We start from the raw sequence: 17,420 nt of genomic DNA on the forward strand, positions 1-17,420 counted from the left end.
ACGCCCCACCACGCAGAAGAGGCCTCGACCGGCGGACCGGTCGAGGCCTCTTCTCGGTGTCTCACACTGTCGGGGTGGCGGGATTTGAACCCACGACCTCTTCGTCCCGAACGAAGCGCGCTACCAAGCTGCGCCACACCCCGTGTTGAACCTCGGCTAGCTTACATTACCCAACCAGTCACCATTAAATCCCCTGGTCAATTGCGTAAAACGCTGCTCTCCGACGACTCGGCGCGAGCCCGCGCGGTGTCGGCGTCCGGGCCGCCGCGCTGTGCCGGGACCAACGTCAGGAGCGTCGCCTCGGGGCGGCAGCAGAAGCGGGCCGGCGCCCACGGCGACGTCCCGATACCCGCGGACACGTGCAGCTGGGTGTGCGCCCCCCACTTGGATGGCCCCTTCACCCGCGAGCGGTCGATGTCGCAGTTGGTGACGAGCGCGCCGTAGAACGGCAGACACAGCTGACCGCCGTGCGTGTGGCCGGCCAGCACCAGGTCGTACCCGTCGTCCGCGAACCGATCGAGAACCCGCGGCTCGGGCGAGTGGGTGATGCCCAGCCGGAGATCGGCCAGCGGATTCGGCGGGCCCGCGATGGTGTCGTACCGGTCGCGCTGGAGGTGCGGATCGTCGACCCCGGCCGACGCGATCCGGACCCCCGACACCTCGAGGTCGCGGCGCACGTGCGTGACGTCGAACCAGCCGCGTTCGGTGAACGCGGCGCGCAGGTCGCCCCACGGCAACGGCTCGCCGAGGATGCGCTTGCGGTCCTTGCGGAAGTACTCGAACGGGTTCTTCGGCTTCGGTGCGAAGTAGTCGTTGCTGCCGAACACGAACAGTCCGGGGCGGGCGAGCAGATTCCCCAGCGCCTGGACCACGGCGGGCACCGCCCGCTGGTGCGACAGGTTGTCGCCGGTGTTCACGACGAGGTCGGGGTCGAGGTTGTCGAGTTCCCGCAGCCAGTTCTGTTTCAGCCGCTGTCCGGGCATCATGTGCAGGTCGCTGATGTGCAGCACACGGAGCGTCGACGACCCGGGTTCGAGCACCGGCATCGTGACCTCACGCAGCGCGAACGCATTGCGCTCGATGAGCGAGGCGTAGCCGATGCCGAGGGCGGCGGCACCCGCCGTACCCAGGGCGGCGCGGGTCAGGTTGGTGCGGAACTCGTCAGACACTCTTCCAGGATACTGATGAGCGCAATCGAGATGCAGTGGCCGAATCGGGGCGCGTAGCGTTTCGCCCATGCCAGATTCACTGAAAGCAAGACTGCGCTCCGACATGACGGCCGCCATGAAGGCCAAGGATTCGCTGCGCACCGCCACGATCCGCATGCTGATGGCCGCCGTGCAGACCGAAGAGGTTTCCGGCAAGGAAGCCCGCGAACTCACCGACGACGAGGTGCTGAAGGTCCTCGCGAAGGAGTCGAAGAAGCGCGGCGAGTCCGCCGAGATCTACACCGAGAACGGCCGGGGTGAGCTGGCAGCGCAGGAGCGGGCCGAAGCGCAGATCATCGACGAGTACCTGCCGACGCCGCTGACGGACGCCGAACTCGTCGACGTCGTGGACACCGCCATCGCCCAGGTGGCCGAGGAGATCGGTGAGCGTCCCGGCATGCGTCAGATGGGTCAGGTCATGAAGGCCGCAGGCGCACTCGCGGGCGGCAAGGCGGACGGTTCACGGCTCTCGCACGCGGTGAAGTCCCGCCTCTGACCCCCACGTGAGTGGGAAAGCGTGCGCCTGCACACTTTCCCACTCACCTGTGGTTACCGGGGTATGGGCGGCAGCTGGATCGGCGGCAGGCCGGGCAGCTGGATGGGCGGAACGGGGATTCCCTGAGCCGGGGCCTGCGGGGGAGCGGCCTTCACCGATCCGTCGCTGACGTAGATCGTGATCGTCGACCCCGGAATCGCCGAACCGGACGGCGCCGAGCTCGTGACCGTCCCCTTGGCGGCCTGCGACGCGGTGGTGATCGCGTTCACGGTGAATCCGGCTCCCTGCAGGCGGGACGTCGCGGCCGACTGGCTCAGCCCGGTGACGTCCGGAACCTGACCGTTCTGCGAACCCCGCGCGTACTTCTGGTCGACCGGCGGTAGCGTCGTCGGCCCGAAGTTGTTCGCGACGGGACTCATCGCGGCGTACCACGTCTGGGCGGGCTCGTTACCGCCGTAGAGATTTCCGTCACCACAGGGCCGCAGCGGGCCCGAGCAGATCTCGCCCGGGGTCGGCGAGTCGCCGAACACGTAGACGGCGGCGGCGAAGTTGTTGGTGAACCCGAGGAAGCCCGAAGACATGTGGGACTCGGTGGTTCCGGTCTTACCCGACATCGGGAGCGTCCAGCCGGCACTGCCCGCGGCCCCGGCCGACGTGCCGCCTGGCTTGTCGTCCTTGCTCATGGCGTTGGCGAGGGTGTCCGCGAGGCCGGGTTCGACCACCTGCTCGCAGGCCTGCTGCGTGACCGAGACGGGCTTGCCTTCACGGTCGAAGACCGAATCGATGGGGGTGGGCGGGCACCACTTGCCGTGCGACGCGAGCGTTGCCGCGACATTCGACAGTTCCAGCGGGTTGACCCAGGTGGGCCCGAGGGTGAACGAACCCAGGTTCTGATCCTTCTGGAAGTCCGCCATGCTGCGGTCGTCGAATCCGGAGGTGCCGGGGTCGGCGTACGAGCGCAGCCCCAGCCGCACCGCCATGTCGACGGTGGGGGCGACGCCGGTGGCCTGGATGAGCTTGACGAACGCCGTGTTGGGCGACTGCGCGAGCGCGTCCGTCACCGACAGCGACGCCGGGTACTTGCCCGCGTTCTCGACGCAGTACGTGGCCGCCGGGCATCCGCGGGCACCACCGCTACCCATGCCCCGGGCCTCGAACCGTCCGGGGACGTCCAGGACGGCGTTGGTGCCGAGGCCCTTCTCCATGGCGGCGGCCGTCGTGAAGATCTTGAAGATCGACCCGGCGCCGTGACCGGCCAGCGAGTACGGCTGGGCCTGGACGGTTTCGTTGGCGTTCGCGTCGAGGCCGTAGGTGCGGCTACTGCCCATCGCGAGGATGCGGTGTGAATCCTGGCCGGGCTGGACCACGTTCATGACGTTGGCGATGCCGTCGAGGCCGGGGCTGGCCTTCGCGGTGAGCGCCGCCTTGGTGGACGCCTGCACCGCGGGGTCGAGCGTCGTCTTGATCAGGTAGCCGCCCTTGTCGATCTGCTCGCGGCTGATGCCGGCGTTCGCCAGGTACTGCAGGGCGTAGTCGCAGAAGAATCCGCGGTCGCCTGCGGCGATGCACCCGCGGGGCAGCCGGTTGGGTTCGGGCAGCACGCCGAGGGGCGTCTCCTTGAGCGCCCGCAGTTCGGCGGCGCGCTCGGGGATGCTCGAGATCATCGTGTCGAGAACCACGTTGCGGCGTTCGAGGACGCCCTCGGGGTTCGTGTACGGGTTCAGCGCCGAACTGGACTGCACCATGCCCGCGAGCATCGCGGACTGCTGGGTGTTCAGTTCGGACGCGTCGATGCCGAAGTACGTCTGGGCGGCGTCCTGGATGCCGAACGAGGCGTTGCCGAACGGCACCAGGTTGAGATACCGGGTGAGGATCTCGTCCTTGGTGAGTTCCTTGTCGAGCGTCAGCGCCATCCGGATCTCGCGGATCTTGCGGGCGGGTGTCGTCTCGATCGCGGCCCGCCGTTCGGCGTCCGTCTTGGCGACGACGAGCAGCTGGTAGTTCTTCACGTACTGCTGGTCGAGTGTCGACGCGCCCTGCTGCACCTCACCGCTCGTGGTGTTGGTCAGGAAGGCGCGCATCGTGCCCTGCCAGTCGACGCCCTTGTGCTCCGGGAACCGGCGGTCCTCGACGGAGACGATGGCGAGCTTCATCTCGTTGGAGATCTTGTCGCTGGGGACTTCGAAGCGGCGCTGGTCGTACAGCCATGCGATGGGATTGCCCGCGGAGTCGACCATCGTCGAGACCGCGGGGACCGTTCCTTCGACCAGTTCGGCGGAGACGTTGTCGACGGTGTCAGCCGCCCGGTTGGAGGCGTAACCGAAGCCTCCGGCGAGCGGAAACATCACGCCGGCGAGGAGCACTCCTGCCAAGGCGGAGGATCCTGCGAGCTTCCCCACTGTTTTTGCAATCGACACGATCTACAGACTACGTGGGGTCTGAGGGTGCGCTGGTTGGGCGCAGAATTCGGCCCGGAAAATGCCCTGAGCACGGGGTATGGACGGCCGTACCAAAAAAGCGTGTTCTTCGTCTTGCGCGTGGCGGTTTCTTTACCTAAATTGTTGGAACAGTGTGATGGAGATAACACCCCATCGCTTATGTGGTGCAGCCTCGGCGTGCTACGCGCTGGGTTTGCGCAGACTCGAAGAGGGGAAACGAATGCACATGACCACCCCAACCAGCCGTCTGGACGTCGAGCAAGCAGAAGCGCGAATCGCCTGGGTCACCCAGGCCCGTTGCCGGGAAGTCGATCCCGATCAACTCTTTGTACGCGGTGCAGCACAGCGCAAGGCCGCAACCATTTGCCGGCATTGCCCGGTATTGATGCAGTGCGGAGCCGATGCACTCGACAATCGTGTCGAGTTCGGCGTGTGGGGTGGCATGACGGAACGTCAACGCCGGGCGTTGCTCAAGCAGCACCCCGAGGTGGAATCATGGTCCGATTTCTTCGAGGCTCAGCGGCAGCACCAGTCCGCTGTCTGAGATGCGGGATCGGATTCGCAGTAAGGAAGAACACAGGCGGGTGACCGGTTCTCCGGTAGCGGGCTGATCAGCTCGTCCGAGTGAGCTGGTCGCCTACCGCTCTCAAGGCCTCGAGGTCCGACACCTCGAACGGCAGCGAGGGCACGCCGACGATCGGTACCCGAGGGTGGGCTGCCGTGAACCGGCTCAGTAGTTGGACCTCACGCTTGGCGATCACCGCCCGATGGGCGTGGATTCGCAGCACAGCGGCGGTGAGGGGGTCTTGGTCCCCGAGTTGGTCGGCGGCAGTGACCGCGTGATCGGCCGACAGGGAACTGAGAGTGGGGTGCGTCCGATTCAGGACGAGGCCCGCGAGCGGCATCTCGTCGCCTGCGAGCCGGTCGACGAAGAATGCCGCCTCGCGCAGCGCATCCGGTTCCGCTGCGGCGATCACCAGAAACTTCGTTCCCGGCTGCCGCAGCAATTCGTAAGTGCGCGTTGCCCTTTCCCGGAATCCGCCGAACATCGAGTCCAGTGACTGCACGAAACTCGAGGCGTCCGAAAGCATCTGGCTGCCGACGATGGTGGACACGCCGCGCAGCGCCAGGCCCATCGCGCCGGTGACGAGCCGGGTGAGGCCGCGGCCGGGCGCGGTGAGCAACCGGATCATGCGACCGTCGAGGAAGGCGCCCAGGCGCTGGGGTGCGTCGAGGAAGTCCAGGGCGTTGCGCGACGGTGGCGTGTCGACGACCACCAGATCCCATTCGTCGCTGGAGGCGAGTTGCCCCAGCTTCTCCATCGCCATGTACTCCTGCGTCCCCGAGAACGAGCTGGCGACGGTCTGGTAGAAGGGGTTCGCGAGAATCTGCTCCGCCTTCTCCGGTGTGGAGTGCTCGATCACCATCTCGTCGAACGTGCGGCGCATGTTGAGCATCATGGCGTGCAGTTCGCCCGTCGCGTCCGGTCCGAGCTGCACCGGTTGCGGCGTGTTGTCGAGTTCCGCGACGCCGAGAGCCTGCGCGAGCCGGCGGGCCGGGTCGATGGTCAGCACGACCACCTTGCGTCCCTGCTCCGCCGCGCGCAGTGCCAGCGACGCGGCCGTGGTGGTCTTGCCGACGCCGCCGGCTCCGCAACAGACGACGATCCGCGTTGCCCTGTTCTCCAGAATCCCCGCGACGTCGAGTGCGGAGGCGGTGCGGCGACGCTCGTGTTCAGCTGTCTGGGTCATCGGACACCCTGTTCCGTCAGATATTCCGCGAGCTCGTACAGCCCGCCCAGGTCCACACCGTCGGCGAGGGACGGCAGATGCAGCCGCGCCCCGTCCACTTCGCTGAGCGCTCCGGCGCTCTCCTCCTGCGCTTCGAGGACGGACGCGTGTTCGATCGTCTCGGTGAGCAGCCCGGCGAAATTCTCTTCGTCCAGGGTGATCCCGGTCTTCTGCAGTCCGGCCCGGACGGCCTCGGCGTCGATGCGGCCCTTCGCGACGTCGGTGAGGGTGTCGGCGGGCAGGAACTGCGGGCTGGTGCGGTTGACGACGACGGTGCCCAGCCGCAGGTCGGCGCGGGCCAGTTCCTCTGCGGCGTCGGTGGTCTCCTGCACGGGTAGCGCCTCGAGCAGGGTCACGAGGTGGACGACGGTCTCGTCGGAGTGCAGCAGGCGTACCACGCCCTCGCTCTGCGAGCGCACCGGCCCGCCCTTCGCGAGGTCGGCCATCGCCTTCGTCACGTCGAGGAAGTTGCCGATCCGCCCGGTCGGCGGGGCGTCGACGACGACGGCGTCGTACACCCGCTTACCCGACTTGTCGGAGCGCACCACGCATTCCTTGATCTTGCCGGTCAGCAGCACGTCCCGGAGGCCCGGTGCGATGGTGGTGGCGAACTCGATGGCGCCGAACTTGCGCATCGCGCGGCCCGCGAACCCGAGGTTGTAGAACATCTCGAGGTATTCGAGGAACGCGGTCTCGATGTCGATGGCCAGCGCCATGACCTCCCCGCCACCCTCGGCGGCCGCGACCTTCGTCTCCTGCGGCGGCAGCGGGGGCACGTCGAAGAGCTGAGCGATCCCCTGTCTGCCCTCGACTTCCACCAGTAGCACGCGGCGCCCACCCTCGGCCAGGGCGAGCGCCAACGCGGCGGCCACCGTGGACTTTCCGGTGCCGCCCTTTCCGGACACGAAGTGCAGCCGGGCCCGCGCGGCCTTCTCGGGCCACGTCGGGGTGAGCTGGTCTGGGGATGCAACCACGGGGTCGAGCCTATAAGTCTGGGAGCCGGGATGTGCGGGGGATAGGCTCACCGGCATGAGTGAATTGACTTCCTGGGAGTACGCCACCGTTCCGCTGCTCACACATGCGACCAAGCAGATCCTCGACCAGTGGGGCACCGACGGCTGGGAACTGGTGACGGTTCTGCCCGGACCCACCGGCGAGCAGCACGTCGCGTACCTGAAGCGTCCGAAGGGCTGACGGCCGTGGCGCAGACACAGAACTGGTCCGCCCGCCTGACCGAACTCGGCATCACGCTGCCGTCCGTCGTCCCGCCGGTGGCCGCCTACGTGCCCGCCGTGCGCACCGGCAACTACGTCTACACGTCCGGGCAGCTGCCGATCGTCGAGGGCAAGCTGACGATCGCGGGCAAGCTCGGCGCCGGTGTGTCGGACGAGGACGCCAAGGCCGCGGCCCGGGCATGCGCTCTGAACGCGCTGGCGGCGGTCGACGCCCTCGTCGGCATCGACTCGGTGGTGCGGATCGTCAAGGTCGTCGGATTCGTCGCCTCCGCCGAGGGATTCACCGGACAGCCCGGCGTCGTGAACGGTGCCTCCGAGTTCCTCGGCGAGGTGTTCGGGGATGCCGGCGCCCACGCCCGGTCGGCGGTCGGTGTCGCGGAACTGCCGCTCGGCGCCCCCGTCGAGGTCGAACTCATCGCCGAAGTGCAACCGGAGTCGTAGTGCCATGACTCTTGCCCATCCGGCCTACGCCCAGGTGCGGGAGGTCACCCCGATCGTCTCGGTGATGCTCGAGGACAATCCCGGCATGATGACGCTCGACGGCACCAACACGTGGATTCTGCGGGCGCCGGGCCGGGACGAGTGTGTGGTCGTCGACCCGGGTGACGCCGACGAGGAGCACCTCGCCCGCGTCGCCGCACTCGGACCGGTCGCGCTGACGCTGATCACCCACCGTCACTTCGACCACACCGGGGGCGTGCAGCGGTTCTTCGAACTCACCGGCGCGCCCGTGCGTTCGGTGGACCCGGAGTTCCTCCGCGGCGGCGGCGAACCCCTCGTGGACGGCGAGACCATCGACGTCGCAGGGCTCACCCTCACAGTGATCGCCACGCCCGGGCACACGAAGGACTCCGTGTCCTTCACCGTGGAAGGTGAGGGCACCGTCCTCACCGGCGACACGATCCTCGGCCGCGGCACCACGGTGCTCGACGACTCGGACGGCGACCTCGGCGACTACCTGTCGTCGCTGCGCCGGCTGCTGGACCTCGGCACAGGACACCGGGTGATGCCCGGCCACGGACCCGAACTGCCCGACCTGAACGTCGTGGCGCAGCAGTACCTCGATCACCGCGAGGAGCGACTCGACCAGGTGCGGGCCGCGCTCGGTGCGCTCGGCGGCGCCCCCACGGTCCGCGAGGTGGTCGAGCACGTCTACTCGGACGTCGATCCGAAGTTGTGGCCGGTGGCGGAGAAGTCCGTCAACGTGCAGCTCGCGTACCTGCGCAGCCTCGACTGACCGCACAACGACGTCGGCCACCCCCTCGCCGTGAGGGGGTGGCCGACGTCGTGGATGCGGGGACTACCGTGCGCGACGTGCCAGGCGCTCGGAGTCGGAGATCAGCACGCTCTTGCCTTCGAGGCGCAGCCATCCGCGGTGCGCGAAGTCGGCGAGCGCCTTGTTGACCGTCTCGCGGGAAGCGCCGACGAGCTGGGCGATCTCTTCCTGCGTGAGGTCGTGGGTGACGCGCAGCGAGCCCGCCTCCTGGGTGCCGAACCGCTGTGCGAGCTGCAGCAGCGCCTTGGCGACACGACCGGGGACGTCCGTGAAGATGAGGTCGGCCAGGTTGTTGTTGGTACGACGCAGACGGCGCGCGAGAACCCGCAGCAGCTGCTCGGCGATCTCGGGTCGGTGGTCGATCCACGCCTTGAGCGCTTCGCGGTCCATGCTGACCGCGCGGACCTCGGTGACCGTGGTCGCGGTGGACGTACGCGGACCCGGGTCGAAGATGGACAGCTCACCGAACATGTCGGACGGGCCCATGATCGTCAGCAGGTTCTCACGGCCGTCCGGCGAGCGGCGGCCGATCTTCACCTTGCCGGAAACGATGATGTACAGGCGGTCACCGGGCTCACCTTCGTTGAAGATGACATGTCCGCGGGGGAAGTCGACAGGCTGCAGCTGCTTGGTCAGCGCCGCTACCGCTGAGGGCTCGACTCCTTGGAAGATGCCGGCTCTTGCCAGGACGTCGTCCACGTGCGCTCCTTGGGAATATTGTTCGTCTGTATGCATATTGTGCGCGATTTGCTGCATGTCGACGATGCCCCGGTGATCCGCGGCGTGTCGCTGTGCAACAGGTACGGCTCTGAAGTCTACGTTGAGACGGCTCGGTCTGAGTGACCGATACCACGGAAGTCGCAAAAGTTAACCGGATGATGCGTCCGGTGGTGCGTCTTGCCGGGGGTTGTCCAGGGGTCAGCTGGCGCGCCGCGAGCCCACTTCGGTGATGTCGGCGTCGTCGGATTCGAAGCCCGACCGCCCCTTGCGACGTCGATGGAAGCGTGCCAATGCGTGGGGGAAACCTTCGTGGGCCAGGGTGGCCACTTCGTCGTGACTTGCCTGGTCGAGGAACTCTTCCACCTCTTGCTGACGAACCGTGAGCCGGCGGAGTCTGAACTCCACCCGCTCCATTGCCAGCGCAAACAGCATCAGCAGCACTGGGAAGAGGACCACAGCGAGACCTTGCATACCGGGAAGTAAACACTGCAAAGGTCTCAGAAGCGACACAGCAGCAATTCGGATCGGTCGGGTGTCCGTACAGTTGATCCCGTGCATGCGACCCCCAGCGACGGCTCCGAAGTGCGTGGACGCACCCGTTCGCGGGCCGCGAAGCAGGAAGAAACCCGGCTCGGACTCGTCCGGCGCGCCCGGCGGATGAACCGCAGGCTCGCCGAGGCCTTCCCTCACGTCTACTGCGAACTCGACTTCACCACACCCCTGGACCTCGCCGTCGCGACGATCCTGTCCGCGCAGTGCACTGACGTGCGGGTGAACATGGTGACGCCGGCGCTGTTCGCCCGCTACCCCGACGCGAAGGCGTACGCGGAGGCCGAACGCACCGAACTCGAGGAGTACATCCGGTCCACCGGTTTCTACCGGAACAAGACGAATTCTCTGATCGGGCTCGGGCAGGCCCTGCTCGAGCGATTCGACGGCGAGGTCCCCGGCAATCTGAAGGATCTCGTGACGCTGCCCGGGATCGGCCGGAAGACGGCCAACGTGATCCTCGGCAATGCGTTCGATGTGCCCGGAATCACCGTCGACACCCACTTCGGGCGGCTCGTGCGGCGGTGGAAGTGGACCGAGGAGGAAGACCCGGTCAAGGTCGAGCACGCCATCGGCGCCCTGATCGAGCGCAAGGAGTGGACGCTGCTCTCGCACCGGGTGATCTTCCACGGCAGACGCGTCTGCCACGCCCGCAAGCCCGCCTGCGGGGTGTGTGTGCTCGCAGGCGACTGTCCGTCGTACGGGGTCGGCCCGATCGACCCCGACGTCGCCGCGGGACTGGTTCGTGGACCGGAGACGGAGCATCTGCTGCGCCTGGCCGGCAGGTGAGGGTCGATACGAGTGTCTAGCGCAGCGCGGTGGAGTCTGGCCGCCCTCGTGGTCGTGGTGGCGCTCGTCGTCGCGATCTGGCCGCGGGGCGACGACGCGGGAACGCCGTCGTACGAGGACCGGTTCGGTGCGGGTGGCGCCGCCCCGACGTCGGTGAGCGCCGATCCCGACGCCCTCGCGGCACTGAGGACGCAGGCGGGCCTGGCTCCGTGCCCCGCTCCGGCGGTCGCGTCCGGGTCTTCCGCGGATCCCGTGCTGTCCGGCATCACGCTGGAATGCGTGGGCGACGGCAGTCAGGTGGATCTGGCGGCCGCGTTCGGTGGTAAACCGGCGCTGCTGAACCTGTGGGCGTACTGGTGTGGCCCCTGCGCCGAGGAGTTGCCCTATATGCAGCAGTTTTCGGATCGTGCGGGTGACGCGGTTACCGTGCTTACGGTGCACACCGATCCCAACGAGTCCAGCGCGCTGTCGCGGCTCATCGACTACTCCGTCACCCTGCCCGGTGTGCAGGACGGCGACGGTCGCGTCCGCGTCGCGGTCGGGGCGCCGCCCGTCCTCCCGGTCTCGGTGCTGATCCGGCCCGACGGCACGGTGGCGAAGGTGCTGCCACAACCGTTCCGCAGCGTCGACGAGATCGCGGACGCCGTCGAACAGAACCTGGGGGTGGCGGCATGACGTCTTCCGTGGACGGCGTCGCCGTTCCGCCCTGGCTGCGCAGGGTCGTGCACCGCACGCCCGCCGACCCGCACCGGATCAACCCCGTCCTCGATCGGCGCGCACCCACCGGGACGACCACCCGGGAGGCGGCGGTGCTCGTGTTGTTCGGCGGCCCCGTCGAGGCGGACCCGCTGATGTCGGGCGGCCTGCCCGCCGGCGCGGACATCCTGCTCACCCAGCGTGCGTCCACGATGCGGCAGCACAGTGGTCAGGTGGCCTTCCCCGGCGGCGCCAGCGACCCCGGCGACGAGGGACCCATCGCGACCGCGTTGCGGGAGGCCCAGGAGGAGACGGGACTCGACCCGTCCGGTGTCCGCCCGCTCGCCGTGCTCGAGGAGATCTTCATCCCACCGTCCGGATTCGACGTCACCCCGGTCCTCGCGTACTGGGAGAAGCCCAGCGAGGTCGGCGTGGTCGATCCCGCGGAAGCGGAACGCGTCGCCCGGGTTCCCGTGCACACCCTGATCGATCCGCGGAACCGGTTCCAGGTGCGCCACCCGGCCGGGTACCAGGGCCCCGCGTTCGCCGCCGACGGCATGCTCGTGTGGGGTTTCACCGCAGGCATCCTCGCCGCCCTGTTCGCCGTCTCCGGCTGGGAACAGGAGTGGGACCGCCGCGACATCCGCGACCTCGACACCGTCCTCGCCGAACTCGACAACGACCTCGACGACGACCACCTGACCCACGGTCACGGCCGCCCGGCGGCCGAGCGATGACCGGGTCGCACTGGATCGACCTCGCCATCGTCCTGATCGCCTTCGTCGCCGCGACGTCGGGCTGGCGCCAGGGCGCCGTGGCATCGGTACTCGCCTTCATCGGCGTGGTGCTGGGTGCGGTCGCGGGCATCCTGATCGCCCCGCACGTGCTGGTGCACGTGGACGAGGGACGCGGTCGCGTGCTGGTCGGCATCGCCCTGATCGTGGTGCTGGTGATCGTCGGCGAGGTCGCGGGCATGGTCCTCGGCCGGGCCGCGCGGGGAAGCATGCACAGTCCGGTCGCGCGTTCCGTCGACAGCGTGATCGGCGCCTGCGTGCAGGCCGTCGCGGTGTTCATCGCGGCGTGGCTGCTGGCGATCCCGCTCACGTCCTCGTCCCAGCCCCAGCTGGCGGCGGCGGTCCGCGGATCGAGCGTCCTCGAAACGGTCGACAACATCGCGCCCGCCTGGATGCGGCAACTGCCCACCGAGTTCACCGCCCTGCTCGACACGTCCGGGCTTCCCGACGTCATCGGGCCGTTCGGGCGCACCCCCATCACGACCGTCGACCCGCCGGACGCCAGCGTTCTGGAGAGCCCCGTCGCGTCCTCGCTGCAGTCGAGCGTGCTGAGGATCCGGGGTGTCGCCCCGAGTTGCCAGCGGGCGCTGGAGGGATCCGGCTTCGTCGTGGCACCCGACCGGGTGATGACCAACGCGCACGTGGTCGCGGGTACGGCGGGCATCGTCGTCGACACCGCGAACGGGCCGATGGACGCCGAGGTCGTGCTGTTCGACCCGTCCGCCGACGTCGCGGTTCTCGAGGTGCCCGGACTGGACGCTCCCGTCCTGAACTTCGCGCCCGAGCCCGCGCAGACCGGCGACAACGCGCTGGTGGTCGGCTACCCGGGCGGCGGGCCGTACACGGCCAGCGCGGCGCGGGTCCGGGAGATCCTGGACCTCAGCGGTCCCGACATCTACCGGGCGGGAACCGTCCAGCGTGAGGTGTACACGGTCCGCGGTTCCATCCGGCAGGGCAACTCGGGCGGACCGCTCGTCGACAGTGACGGCCGGGTGCTCGGGGTGGTGTTCGGCGCCGCCGTCGACAACAGCGACACCGGGTTCGTGCTCACCGCCGCCGAGGTGTCGCGTCAGTTGCAGGCGGCGTCCGGGGCGTCGGTCGCCGTGGACACCGGGGCGTGCATTCTCTGACGGTCAGACCGTGCGGGGTGCGACGAGGTCGAGCAGGGCGGCGTTGACGCGTTCCGGGGCCTCCCAGTGCGCGTAGTGGCCGACCCCGGGCACGGTGTGCATCTGCTGGGTGGGTGCGAAGCGGTGGCTGCGGCGCACCGTGTCCGCGAGCACGTACGGGTCGAGGTCTCCGTGGAGGTGCAGGACGGGGATCCGCAGCGTCTGATCCATCGACGCCATGAACCGGCTGCCGTCCGGCCGGAACTGACTGCGGAACGCCCACCGCTGGTACTCCAGGGTGCAGTGCGCGGTGCCGGGGATCTGGATCGCCGACCGCATCCGTGACACCACGACGTCGAATTCCGGGTTCTCCGTCCAGCCGGGTCCGGAGCGTTCGCGGATCAACCGCTCGACCTCCGACCCGTCGTCCCGGGTGAGGCGACGTTCGGGACGCCACGGCACCTGGCAGGAGACGAACGAGGGCAGCAGGGCTTTGCGCTGGTAGCGGTCGTGGAGGACGGCCTGCTTGAGCGCGACGGGATGCGGCGAGCTGACCAGTGCGATCGACCGGACGAGACGAGCGTGCAGGACTGCCGTGGCCCAGCAGACCAGGCCGCCGTCGGCGTGCCCGACGAGTGTGGCCTCGCCGTAGCCCATCGCCCGGATCAGGCCGGCGATGTCGCCGGCCAGCGTCCACCCGTCGTAGCCGCGCGGCGGTTTGTCGGAATCGCCGTAGCCGCGGAGGTCGACGGCGACGGCCCGGTACCCCTCCGCGGACAGCGCCGTCAGCTGGTGGCGCCACGACCACCAGAAGTCCGCGAACCCGTGCAGCAGGACGACGAGCGGCGCATCCGGTGCGGATGCGCCGACCTCGACGGTGTGGAATCGGATTCCGTTGGCATGGATGTCGCGATGAATCCAGGGGCCGTCGAAACGGACGGTGGACGGATCGGGTGGTGCCACAGGAGCGAGTTACCGCGCGTGACGTCCGGTGGACGATGCGAGATGGGCTTCCGCATCCGAGTACGACGTGGGCAGCACGGTCTTGGCCTGCCTCAGGGAGTCGATGGTCTTCTCGGGCGCGCGGAGTTTGCGTACCCGCAGATAACCGAGCAGGGCGAGTATCGCCGTCACCACGACCATGATCAGGAAGACGATCAGGAACGCCAGCCAACGGGCGATCCACACGTCGAGGAGTTCGGCGAGGAAGAAGAAGAAGAAGAACGAGCTGAACAGCAGCACGGTGAACGCGAGGATGAAGAACAGGCTGCCCTGCAGGCCCTTCTTGACCTCACCGGTGACCTCGGCCTTCGCGAGCTCGACCTCGGCGCGGACCAGGGTGGACACCTGCGCGGTCGCATGCTTGACCAGCGTGCCGAGGCTCGCCTCGCCGGGTGTCTGAGCGTCCACATCCGTGAGCGGGATCGACGACACCGTGTTCGGCACCCCGTCTCCCGTGTAACGCGGGCTGTCTCCCTTGCCGTGAGTGATGCTCACTTGTCGACCCCTCCAGGTAGCTCTTGCACGTCCGAGTCATCCTGCCGGGCCGCATGGGCCCGACCGCGTCGCCACAGTAACGCTGATCCGATCAGCGACGCTGTCAACGATGTCACGAGCACCGCGACCTTAGCTATTTCGGCCTCGCTGCCGTCACCGATTCCCGCAAGCGCGAGATCCGCTACGAGAAGGCTAACGGTGAACCCGATCGCACCGAGCACTGAGAGGGCAAACATGTCCCGGAACCCGAGTGCACGCGGTTTCTTCGCGATACCCAGGCGGATCGCGAGCCAGGAGATGCCGAAGATGCCGACGGTCTTGCCGACGAGGAGTCCGGCGATCACGGACTGCGAGATGGGGTTGGTGAACAGCTGCCCGAGGAGTTCGCTGCTGAGGGCGACCCCGGAGGCGAACAGGGCGAACACCGGGACACAGAAGCCCGCCGAAAACGGCTGGATGCGGTGCTCGAGGCGGGAGCCCGGGGATTCGTGTTCGCCGGGGTCGCGCCGCACCCGGGTGAGGAGACCGAGAGCGACGCCGGCCAGCGTGGCGTGGATTCCGGCTTGATGCATGCAGTACCAGGTGAACAGAGCGAGCGGAACGTAGAGCCATGGGGTGGTGATGCGCCGGTGCTGGGCGACGGCGTAGGCGACCAGGCACACGGCGGCGCCGAGCAGCCACAGCATGGCGATCGAACTGGTGAACAGGACCGCGATGAGCACGATCGCGAGGAGGTCGTCGACGACGGCCAGGCTGAGCAGGAACACGCGGGCGCTCGCCGGGATGCGGGACCCGGTCAGCGCCAGCACACCCAGTGCGAACGCGATGTCGGTGGCGACGGGAATGGCCCAGCCCCGGTCCATGCCGGGTGTTCCGGCGCCGATCGTGGCGGCGATGATCGCGGGCACCACCACGCCGCCGCAGGCCGCGATGATCGGGAGAAGGGCACGTTTGCGGTCGGCGAGTTCGCCCACCACCAGTTCCCGTTTCAGTTCCAGGCCTGCGACGAAGAAGAAGACCGCCAGCAGCCCGTCCTGCGCCCACGTCCCGACCGTCAGGTTCAGGTGTAGCGCCTCCGGGCCGATCGTCCAGTCGCGCAACGCGAAGTAGGAATCCGAGACGGGAGAGTTCGCCCACAGGAGGGCCACCGCGGCGGCGGCCAGCAGGATCGAACCGCCGACCGTCTCGGTGCGGAGGTAGCGGGAGAGTTCGGAGCGGATGGGCTGGGTCACCGGGGGGCGCTCGCTTTCGATGTGGTCCGGGTACGGCAATTGCTCTGCCGACCAGACTTCCCGGCGCACCGAGAAGAGCTTATCCAATTTGCCAAGCGAAAGACACGAGGTGTTCAATTCCTAAGGAATGGACTCTCGTCCCAATAGTTGAAATAACGTCGTGCAGGAGTAAGTCGAGTGAGCAGTGCCGTCGATACGTCGAAACCAGATCCGGACGGCGGGGCCACCGTCGCCGGCGTACCCAGAAGCCGGATCGTCGTCGCGAGCATGGTGGGAACGTCCATCGAGTTCTACGACTTCTACATCTATGCGACCGCGGCCGTGTCCGTGTTCCCGCACCTGTTCTTCCCCAAGGGAAACGGCACCACTGCGCTGCTGGCGTCACTCGCCACGTTCGGACTCGCGTTCGTCGCCCGGCCGCTCGGTTCGATCCTGTTCGGCCACTTCGGCGATCGCATCGGACGCAAGACGACGCTCGTCGGCTCCCTCCTTACCATGGGCATCGCCACGTTCGTGATCGGTCTGCTGCCCACCTATCACCAGATCGGCATCGTCGCGCCCGCGCTGCTGGCGTTGATGCGCTTCTGCCAGGGCCTCGGACTGGGCGGTGAGTGGAGCGGCGCGGCACTGCTCGCGACCGAGACCGCGCAGAAGGGCAAGCGTGCCTGGGCGGCCATGTGGCCGCAGCTGGGCGCGCCGATCGGCTTCTTCCTCGCCAACGGTCTGTTCCTGATCATCACGCTGTTCATGGACCACGACAACAGCAGCCCCGACCTGGACGGCGCATTCCTCACCTGGGGCTGGCGGATCCCGTTCCTGCTCAGCGCGATCATGGTGATGATCGGTCTGTACGTGCGGCTCAAGCTGGAGGAGACGCCCGTGTTCGCCCGCGCCGTCGCGCGCGGCGAGAAGGTGAAGACCCCGATCGCCGAGGTGTTCAAGACCAGTTGGCGTCAGCTGATCATCGGCACGTTCGTCATGCTCGCCACGTACACGCTCTTCTACATCATGACCACGTGGGTGCTGAGCTACGGCACCGGCAAGACCCCCGCCCAGGGCGGCACGGGAGCCGGGTTCCACTACACCGACTTCCTGGTCCTCCAGCTGATCGCGGTCCTGTTCTTCGCCGCCGCGGTCCCCGTGTCGGGGTGGCTGGCCGACCGCTACGGTCGTCGCATCACGCTGCTCACCATCACCGGGTTCATCATGCTGTTCGGACTCACGTTCGGTGTCATGCTGAACCAGGACGGCATGGGCAACGCTCGCATGCTCGTGTTCCTGGCAATCGGAATGTTGTTGATGGGCATGACCTTCGGGCCGATGAGTGCCGTTCTGCCCGAGCTGTTCCCGACCAACGTGCGCTACACGGGTTCGGGGATCGCCTACAACACCGCCAGCATCCTCGGTGCCGCCGTCGCACCGTTCATCGCCACCTGGCTCGCCACGTCGTACGGCGTCGGCTGGGTGGGCATCTACCTGCTCATCGCCGCCGCGCTCACGTTCGTCGCGCTGCTGGTGATGAAGGAGACGAAGAACGAGTCCCTCGACGACGTAGGGGCCTAGCCCCTGTGCGCCTTTCTGGTAGCAGGAG

19 protein-coding genes and 1 tRNA gene are annotated in these 17,420 nt (G+C 67.9%); 10 read left to right on the forward strand and 10 right to left on the reverse strand.

Features of this window, described 5'->3' with window-relative positions; genetic code table 11:
• Positions 1-69: 69 nt before the first annotated feature.
• A tRNA-Pro gene (locus MLGJGCBP_RS14425) sits at positions 70-143 on the reverse strand.
• A 54-nt stretch (positions 144-197) separates the two neighbouring features.
• Positions 198-1,169 (reverse strand): metallophosphoesterase, encoded by a 972-nt coding sequence (locus MLGJGCBP_RS14430; RefSeq protein ID WP_160096384.1) that lies wholly within the window; start codon positions 1,167-1,169, stop codon positions 198-200.
• Positions 1,170-1,236: 67 nt separating this feature from the next.
• On the opposite strand from MLGJGCBP_RS14430, the gene MLGJGCBP_RS14435 reads away from it, so the two are divergent.
• Complete coding sequence (locus tag MLGJGCBP_RS14435) at positions 1,237-1,704, forward strand: GatB/YqeY domain-containing protein (protein WP_005248498.1); 468 nt, start codon at positions 1,237-1,239, stop codon at positions 1,702-1,704.
• Positions 1,705-1,757: 53 nt separating this feature from the next.
• Here the strand turns inward: MLGJGCBP_RS14435 and MLGJGCBP_RS14440 are convergent, their stop codons facing one another.
• Entirely contained in the window at positions 1,758-4,103 is a 2,346-nt protein-coding gene (locus tag MLGJGCBP_RS14440; RefSeq protein WP_160096386.1) for a penicillin-binding protein, read from the reverse strand.
• Between the two features lie 259 nt (positions 4,104-4,362).
• On the opposite strand from MLGJGCBP_RS14440, the gene MLGJGCBP_RS14445 reads away from it, so the two are divergent.
• Positions 4,363-4,686 (forward strand): WhiB family transcriptional regulator, encoded by a 324-nt coding sequence (locus tag MLGJGCBP_RS14445; protein ID WP_005248496.1) that lies wholly within the window; start codon positions 4,363-4,365, stop codon positions 4,684-4,686.
• Positions 4,687-4,753: 67 nt separating this feature from the next.
• Here the strand turns inward: MLGJGCBP_RS14445 and MLGJGCBP_RS14450 are convergent, their stop codons facing one another.
• A complete protein-coding gene (locus tag MLGJGCBP_RS14450) occupies positions 4,754-5,893 on the reverse strand; it encodes an ArsA family ATPase (protein ID WP_160096388.1) in 1,140 nt (379 codons plus the stop codon).
• Positions 5,890-6,906, reverse strand: a complete 1,017-nt coding sequence (locus MLGJGCBP_RS14455) for an ArsA family ATPase (RefSeq protein WP_160096390.1) — start codon at positions 6,904-6,906, stop codon at positions 5,890-5,892. Before MLGJGCBP_RS14455 ends, MLGJGCBP_RS14450 begins: the two co-directional genes overlap by 4 nt.
• Before the next feature lie 55 nt (positions 6,907-6,961).
• On the opposite strand from MLGJGCBP_RS14455, the gene MLGJGCBP_RS14460 reads away from it, so the two are divergent.
• From MLGJGCBP_RS14460 to MLGJGCBP_RS14470, 3 genes are read left to right on the forward strand one after another with little or no spacing between them, the layout of a single operon-like run.
• Positions 6,962-7,126 (forward strand): DUF4177 domain-containing protein, encoded by a 165-nt coding sequence (locus MLGJGCBP_RS14460; protein WP_005248493.1) that lies wholly within the window; start codon positions 6,962-6,964, stop codon positions 7,124-7,126.
• Between the two features lie 5 nt (positions 7,127-7,131).
• Complete coding sequence (locus MLGJGCBP_RS14465; protein ID WP_087557261.1) at positions 7,132-7,608, forward strand: RidA family protein; 477 nt, start codon at positions 7,132-7,134, stop codon at positions 7,606-7,608.
• A 4-nt stretch (positions 7,609-7,612) separates the two neighbouring features.
• Complete coding sequence (locus tag MLGJGCBP_RS14470) at positions 7,613-8,404, forward strand: MBL fold metallo-hydrolase (RefSeq protein WP_160096392.1); 792 nt, start codon at positions 7,613-7,615, stop codon at positions 8,402-8,404.
• A gap of 63 nt (positions 8,405-8,467) precedes the next feature.
• Here the strand turns inward: MLGJGCBP_RS14470 and MLGJGCBP_RS14475 are convergent, their stop codons facing one another.
• Together MLGJGCBP_RS14475 and MLGJGCBP_RS14480 are read right to left on the reverse strand one after the other, a co-directional pair.
• The gene (locus MLGJGCBP_RS14475) at positions 8,468-9,142 is read right to left on the reverse strand and encodes a Crp/Fnr family transcriptional regulator (RefSeq protein WP_005256089.1); all 675 of its coding nucleotides are present in this window, start codon (positions 9,140-9,142) and stop codon (positions 8,468-8,470) included.
• Positions 9,143-9,361: 219 nt separating this feature from the next.
• Positions 9,362-9,634 (reverse strand): hypothetical protein, encoded by a 273-nt coding sequence (locus MLGJGCBP_RS14480; protein WP_012691409.1) that lies wholly within the window; start codon positions 9,632-9,634, stop codon positions 9,362-9,364.
• Positions 9,635-9,715: 81 nt separating this feature from the next.
• On the opposite strand from MLGJGCBP_RS14480, the gene nth reads away from it, so the two are divergent.
• From nth to marP, 4 genes are read left to right on the forward strand one after another with little or no spacing between them, the layout of a single operon-like run.
• Entirely contained in the window at positions 9,716-10,501 is a 786-nt protein-coding gene (gene nth / locus MLGJGCBP_RS14485) for an endonuclease III (RefSeq protein ID WP_160096394.1), read from the forward strand.
• A 12-nt stretch (positions 10,502-10,513) separates the two neighbouring features.
• The gene (locus MLGJGCBP_RS14490) at positions 10,514-11,176 is read left to right on the forward strand and encodes a TlpA family protein disulfide reductase (protein ID WP_160096396.1); all 663 of its coding nucleotides are present in this window, start codon (positions 10,514-10,516) and stop codon (positions 11,174-11,176) included.
• Complete coding sequence (locus MLGJGCBP_RS14495; RefSeq protein WP_160096398.1) at positions 11,173-11,934, forward strand: NUDIX hydrolase; 762 nt, start codon at positions 11,173-11,175, stop codon at positions 11,932-11,934. The genes MLGJGCBP_RS14490 and MLGJGCBP_RS14495 overlap by 4 nt, the downstream gene beginning before the upstream one ends.
• Complete coding sequence (gene marP, locus MLGJGCBP_RS14500; protein WP_160096399.1) at positions 11,931-13,121, forward strand: acid resistance serine protease MarP; 1,191 nt, start codon at positions 11,931-11,933, stop codon at positions 13,119-13,121. Before MLGJGCBP_RS14495 ends, marP begins: the two co-directional genes overlap by 4 nt.
• A gap of 3 nt (positions 13,122-13,124) precedes the next feature.
• On the opposite strand, the gene MLGJGCBP_RS14505 is transcribed toward marP, so the two are convergent.
• The 3 genes from MLGJGCBP_RS14505 to nhaA are packed head-to-tail and all read right to left on the reverse strand — an operon-like array spanning position 13,125 to position 15,829.
• Positions 13,125-14,063: an alpha/beta fold hydrolase gene (locus MLGJGCBP_RS14505; protein ID WP_087557267.1), complete on the reverse strand. Its 939-nt coding sequence runs from the start codon at positions 14,061-14,063 to the stop codon at positions 13,125-13,127.
• 9 nt (positions 14,064-14,072) lie between these two features.
• Positions 14,073-14,597 carry a phage holin family protein gene (locus MLGJGCBP_RS14510; RefSeq protein ID WP_087557268.1) on the reverse strand — a complete coding sequence of 175 codons (525 nt, stop codon included), beginning with the start codon at positions 14,595-14,597 and terminating at the stop codon, positions 14,073-14,075.
• The gene (gene nhaA / locus MLGJGCBP_RS14515; protein ID WP_160096401.1) at positions 14,594-15,829 is read right to left on the reverse strand and encodes a Na+/H+ antiporter NhaA; all 1,236 of its coding nucleotides are present in this window, start codon (positions 15,827-15,829) and stop codon (positions 14,594-14,596) included. The genes MLGJGCBP_RS14510 and nhaA overlap by 4 nt, the downstream gene beginning before the upstream one ends.
• 177 nt (positions 15,830-16,006) lie before the next feature.
• Here nhaA and MLGJGCBP_RS14520 point away from each other — a divergent pair, with 177 nt between their 5' ends.
• A complete protein-coding gene (locus MLGJGCBP_RS14520) occupies positions 16,007-17,392 on the forward strand; it encodes an MFS transporter (RefSeq protein WP_087557269.1) in 1,386 nt (461 codons plus the stop codon).
• Positions 17,393-17,420: the final 28 nt, after the last annotated feature.

The sequence above is a fragment of the Rhodococcus sp. T7 genome, from assembly GCF_009872365.1.
Lineage (GTDB): Bacteria > Actinomycetota > Actinomycetes > Mycobacteriales > Mycobacteriaceae > Rhodococcus_F.

Coding starts and splice junctions, on each gene's coding strand:
- MLGJGCBP_RS14495 (WP_160096398.1), top strand. CDS start 11,173: ATGACGTCTTCCGTGGACGGCGTCGCCGTTCCGCCCTGGCTGCGCAGG.
- marP (WP_160096399.1), top strand. CDS start 11,931: ATGACCGGGTCGCACTGGATCGACCTCGCCATCGTCCTGATCGCCTTC.
- MLGJGCBP_RS14445 (WP_005248496.1), top strand. CDS start 4,363: ATGCACATGACCACCCCAACCAGCCGTCTGGACGTCGAGCAAGCAGAA.
- MLGJGCBP_RS14450 (WP_160096388.1), bottom strand. CDS start 5,893: ATGACCCAGACAGCTGAACACGAGCGTCGCCGCACCGCCTCCGCACTC.
- MLGJGCBP_RS14460 (WP_005248493.1), top strand. CDS start 6,962: ATGAGTGAATTGACTTCCTGGGAGTACGCCACCGTTCCGCTGCTCACA.
- MLGJGCBP_RS14480 (WP_012691409.1), bottom strand. CDS start 9,634: ATGCAAGGTCTCGCTGTGGTCCTCTTCCCAGTGCTGCTGATGCTGTTT.
- MLGJGCBP_RS14435 (WP_005248498.1), top strand. CDS start 1,237: ATGCCAGATTCACTGAAAGCAAGACTGCGCTCCGACATGACGGCCGCC.
- MLGJGCBP_RS14470 (WP_160096392.1), top strand. CDS start 7,613: ATGACTCTTGCCCATCCGGCCTACGCCCAGGTGCGGGAGGTCACCCCG.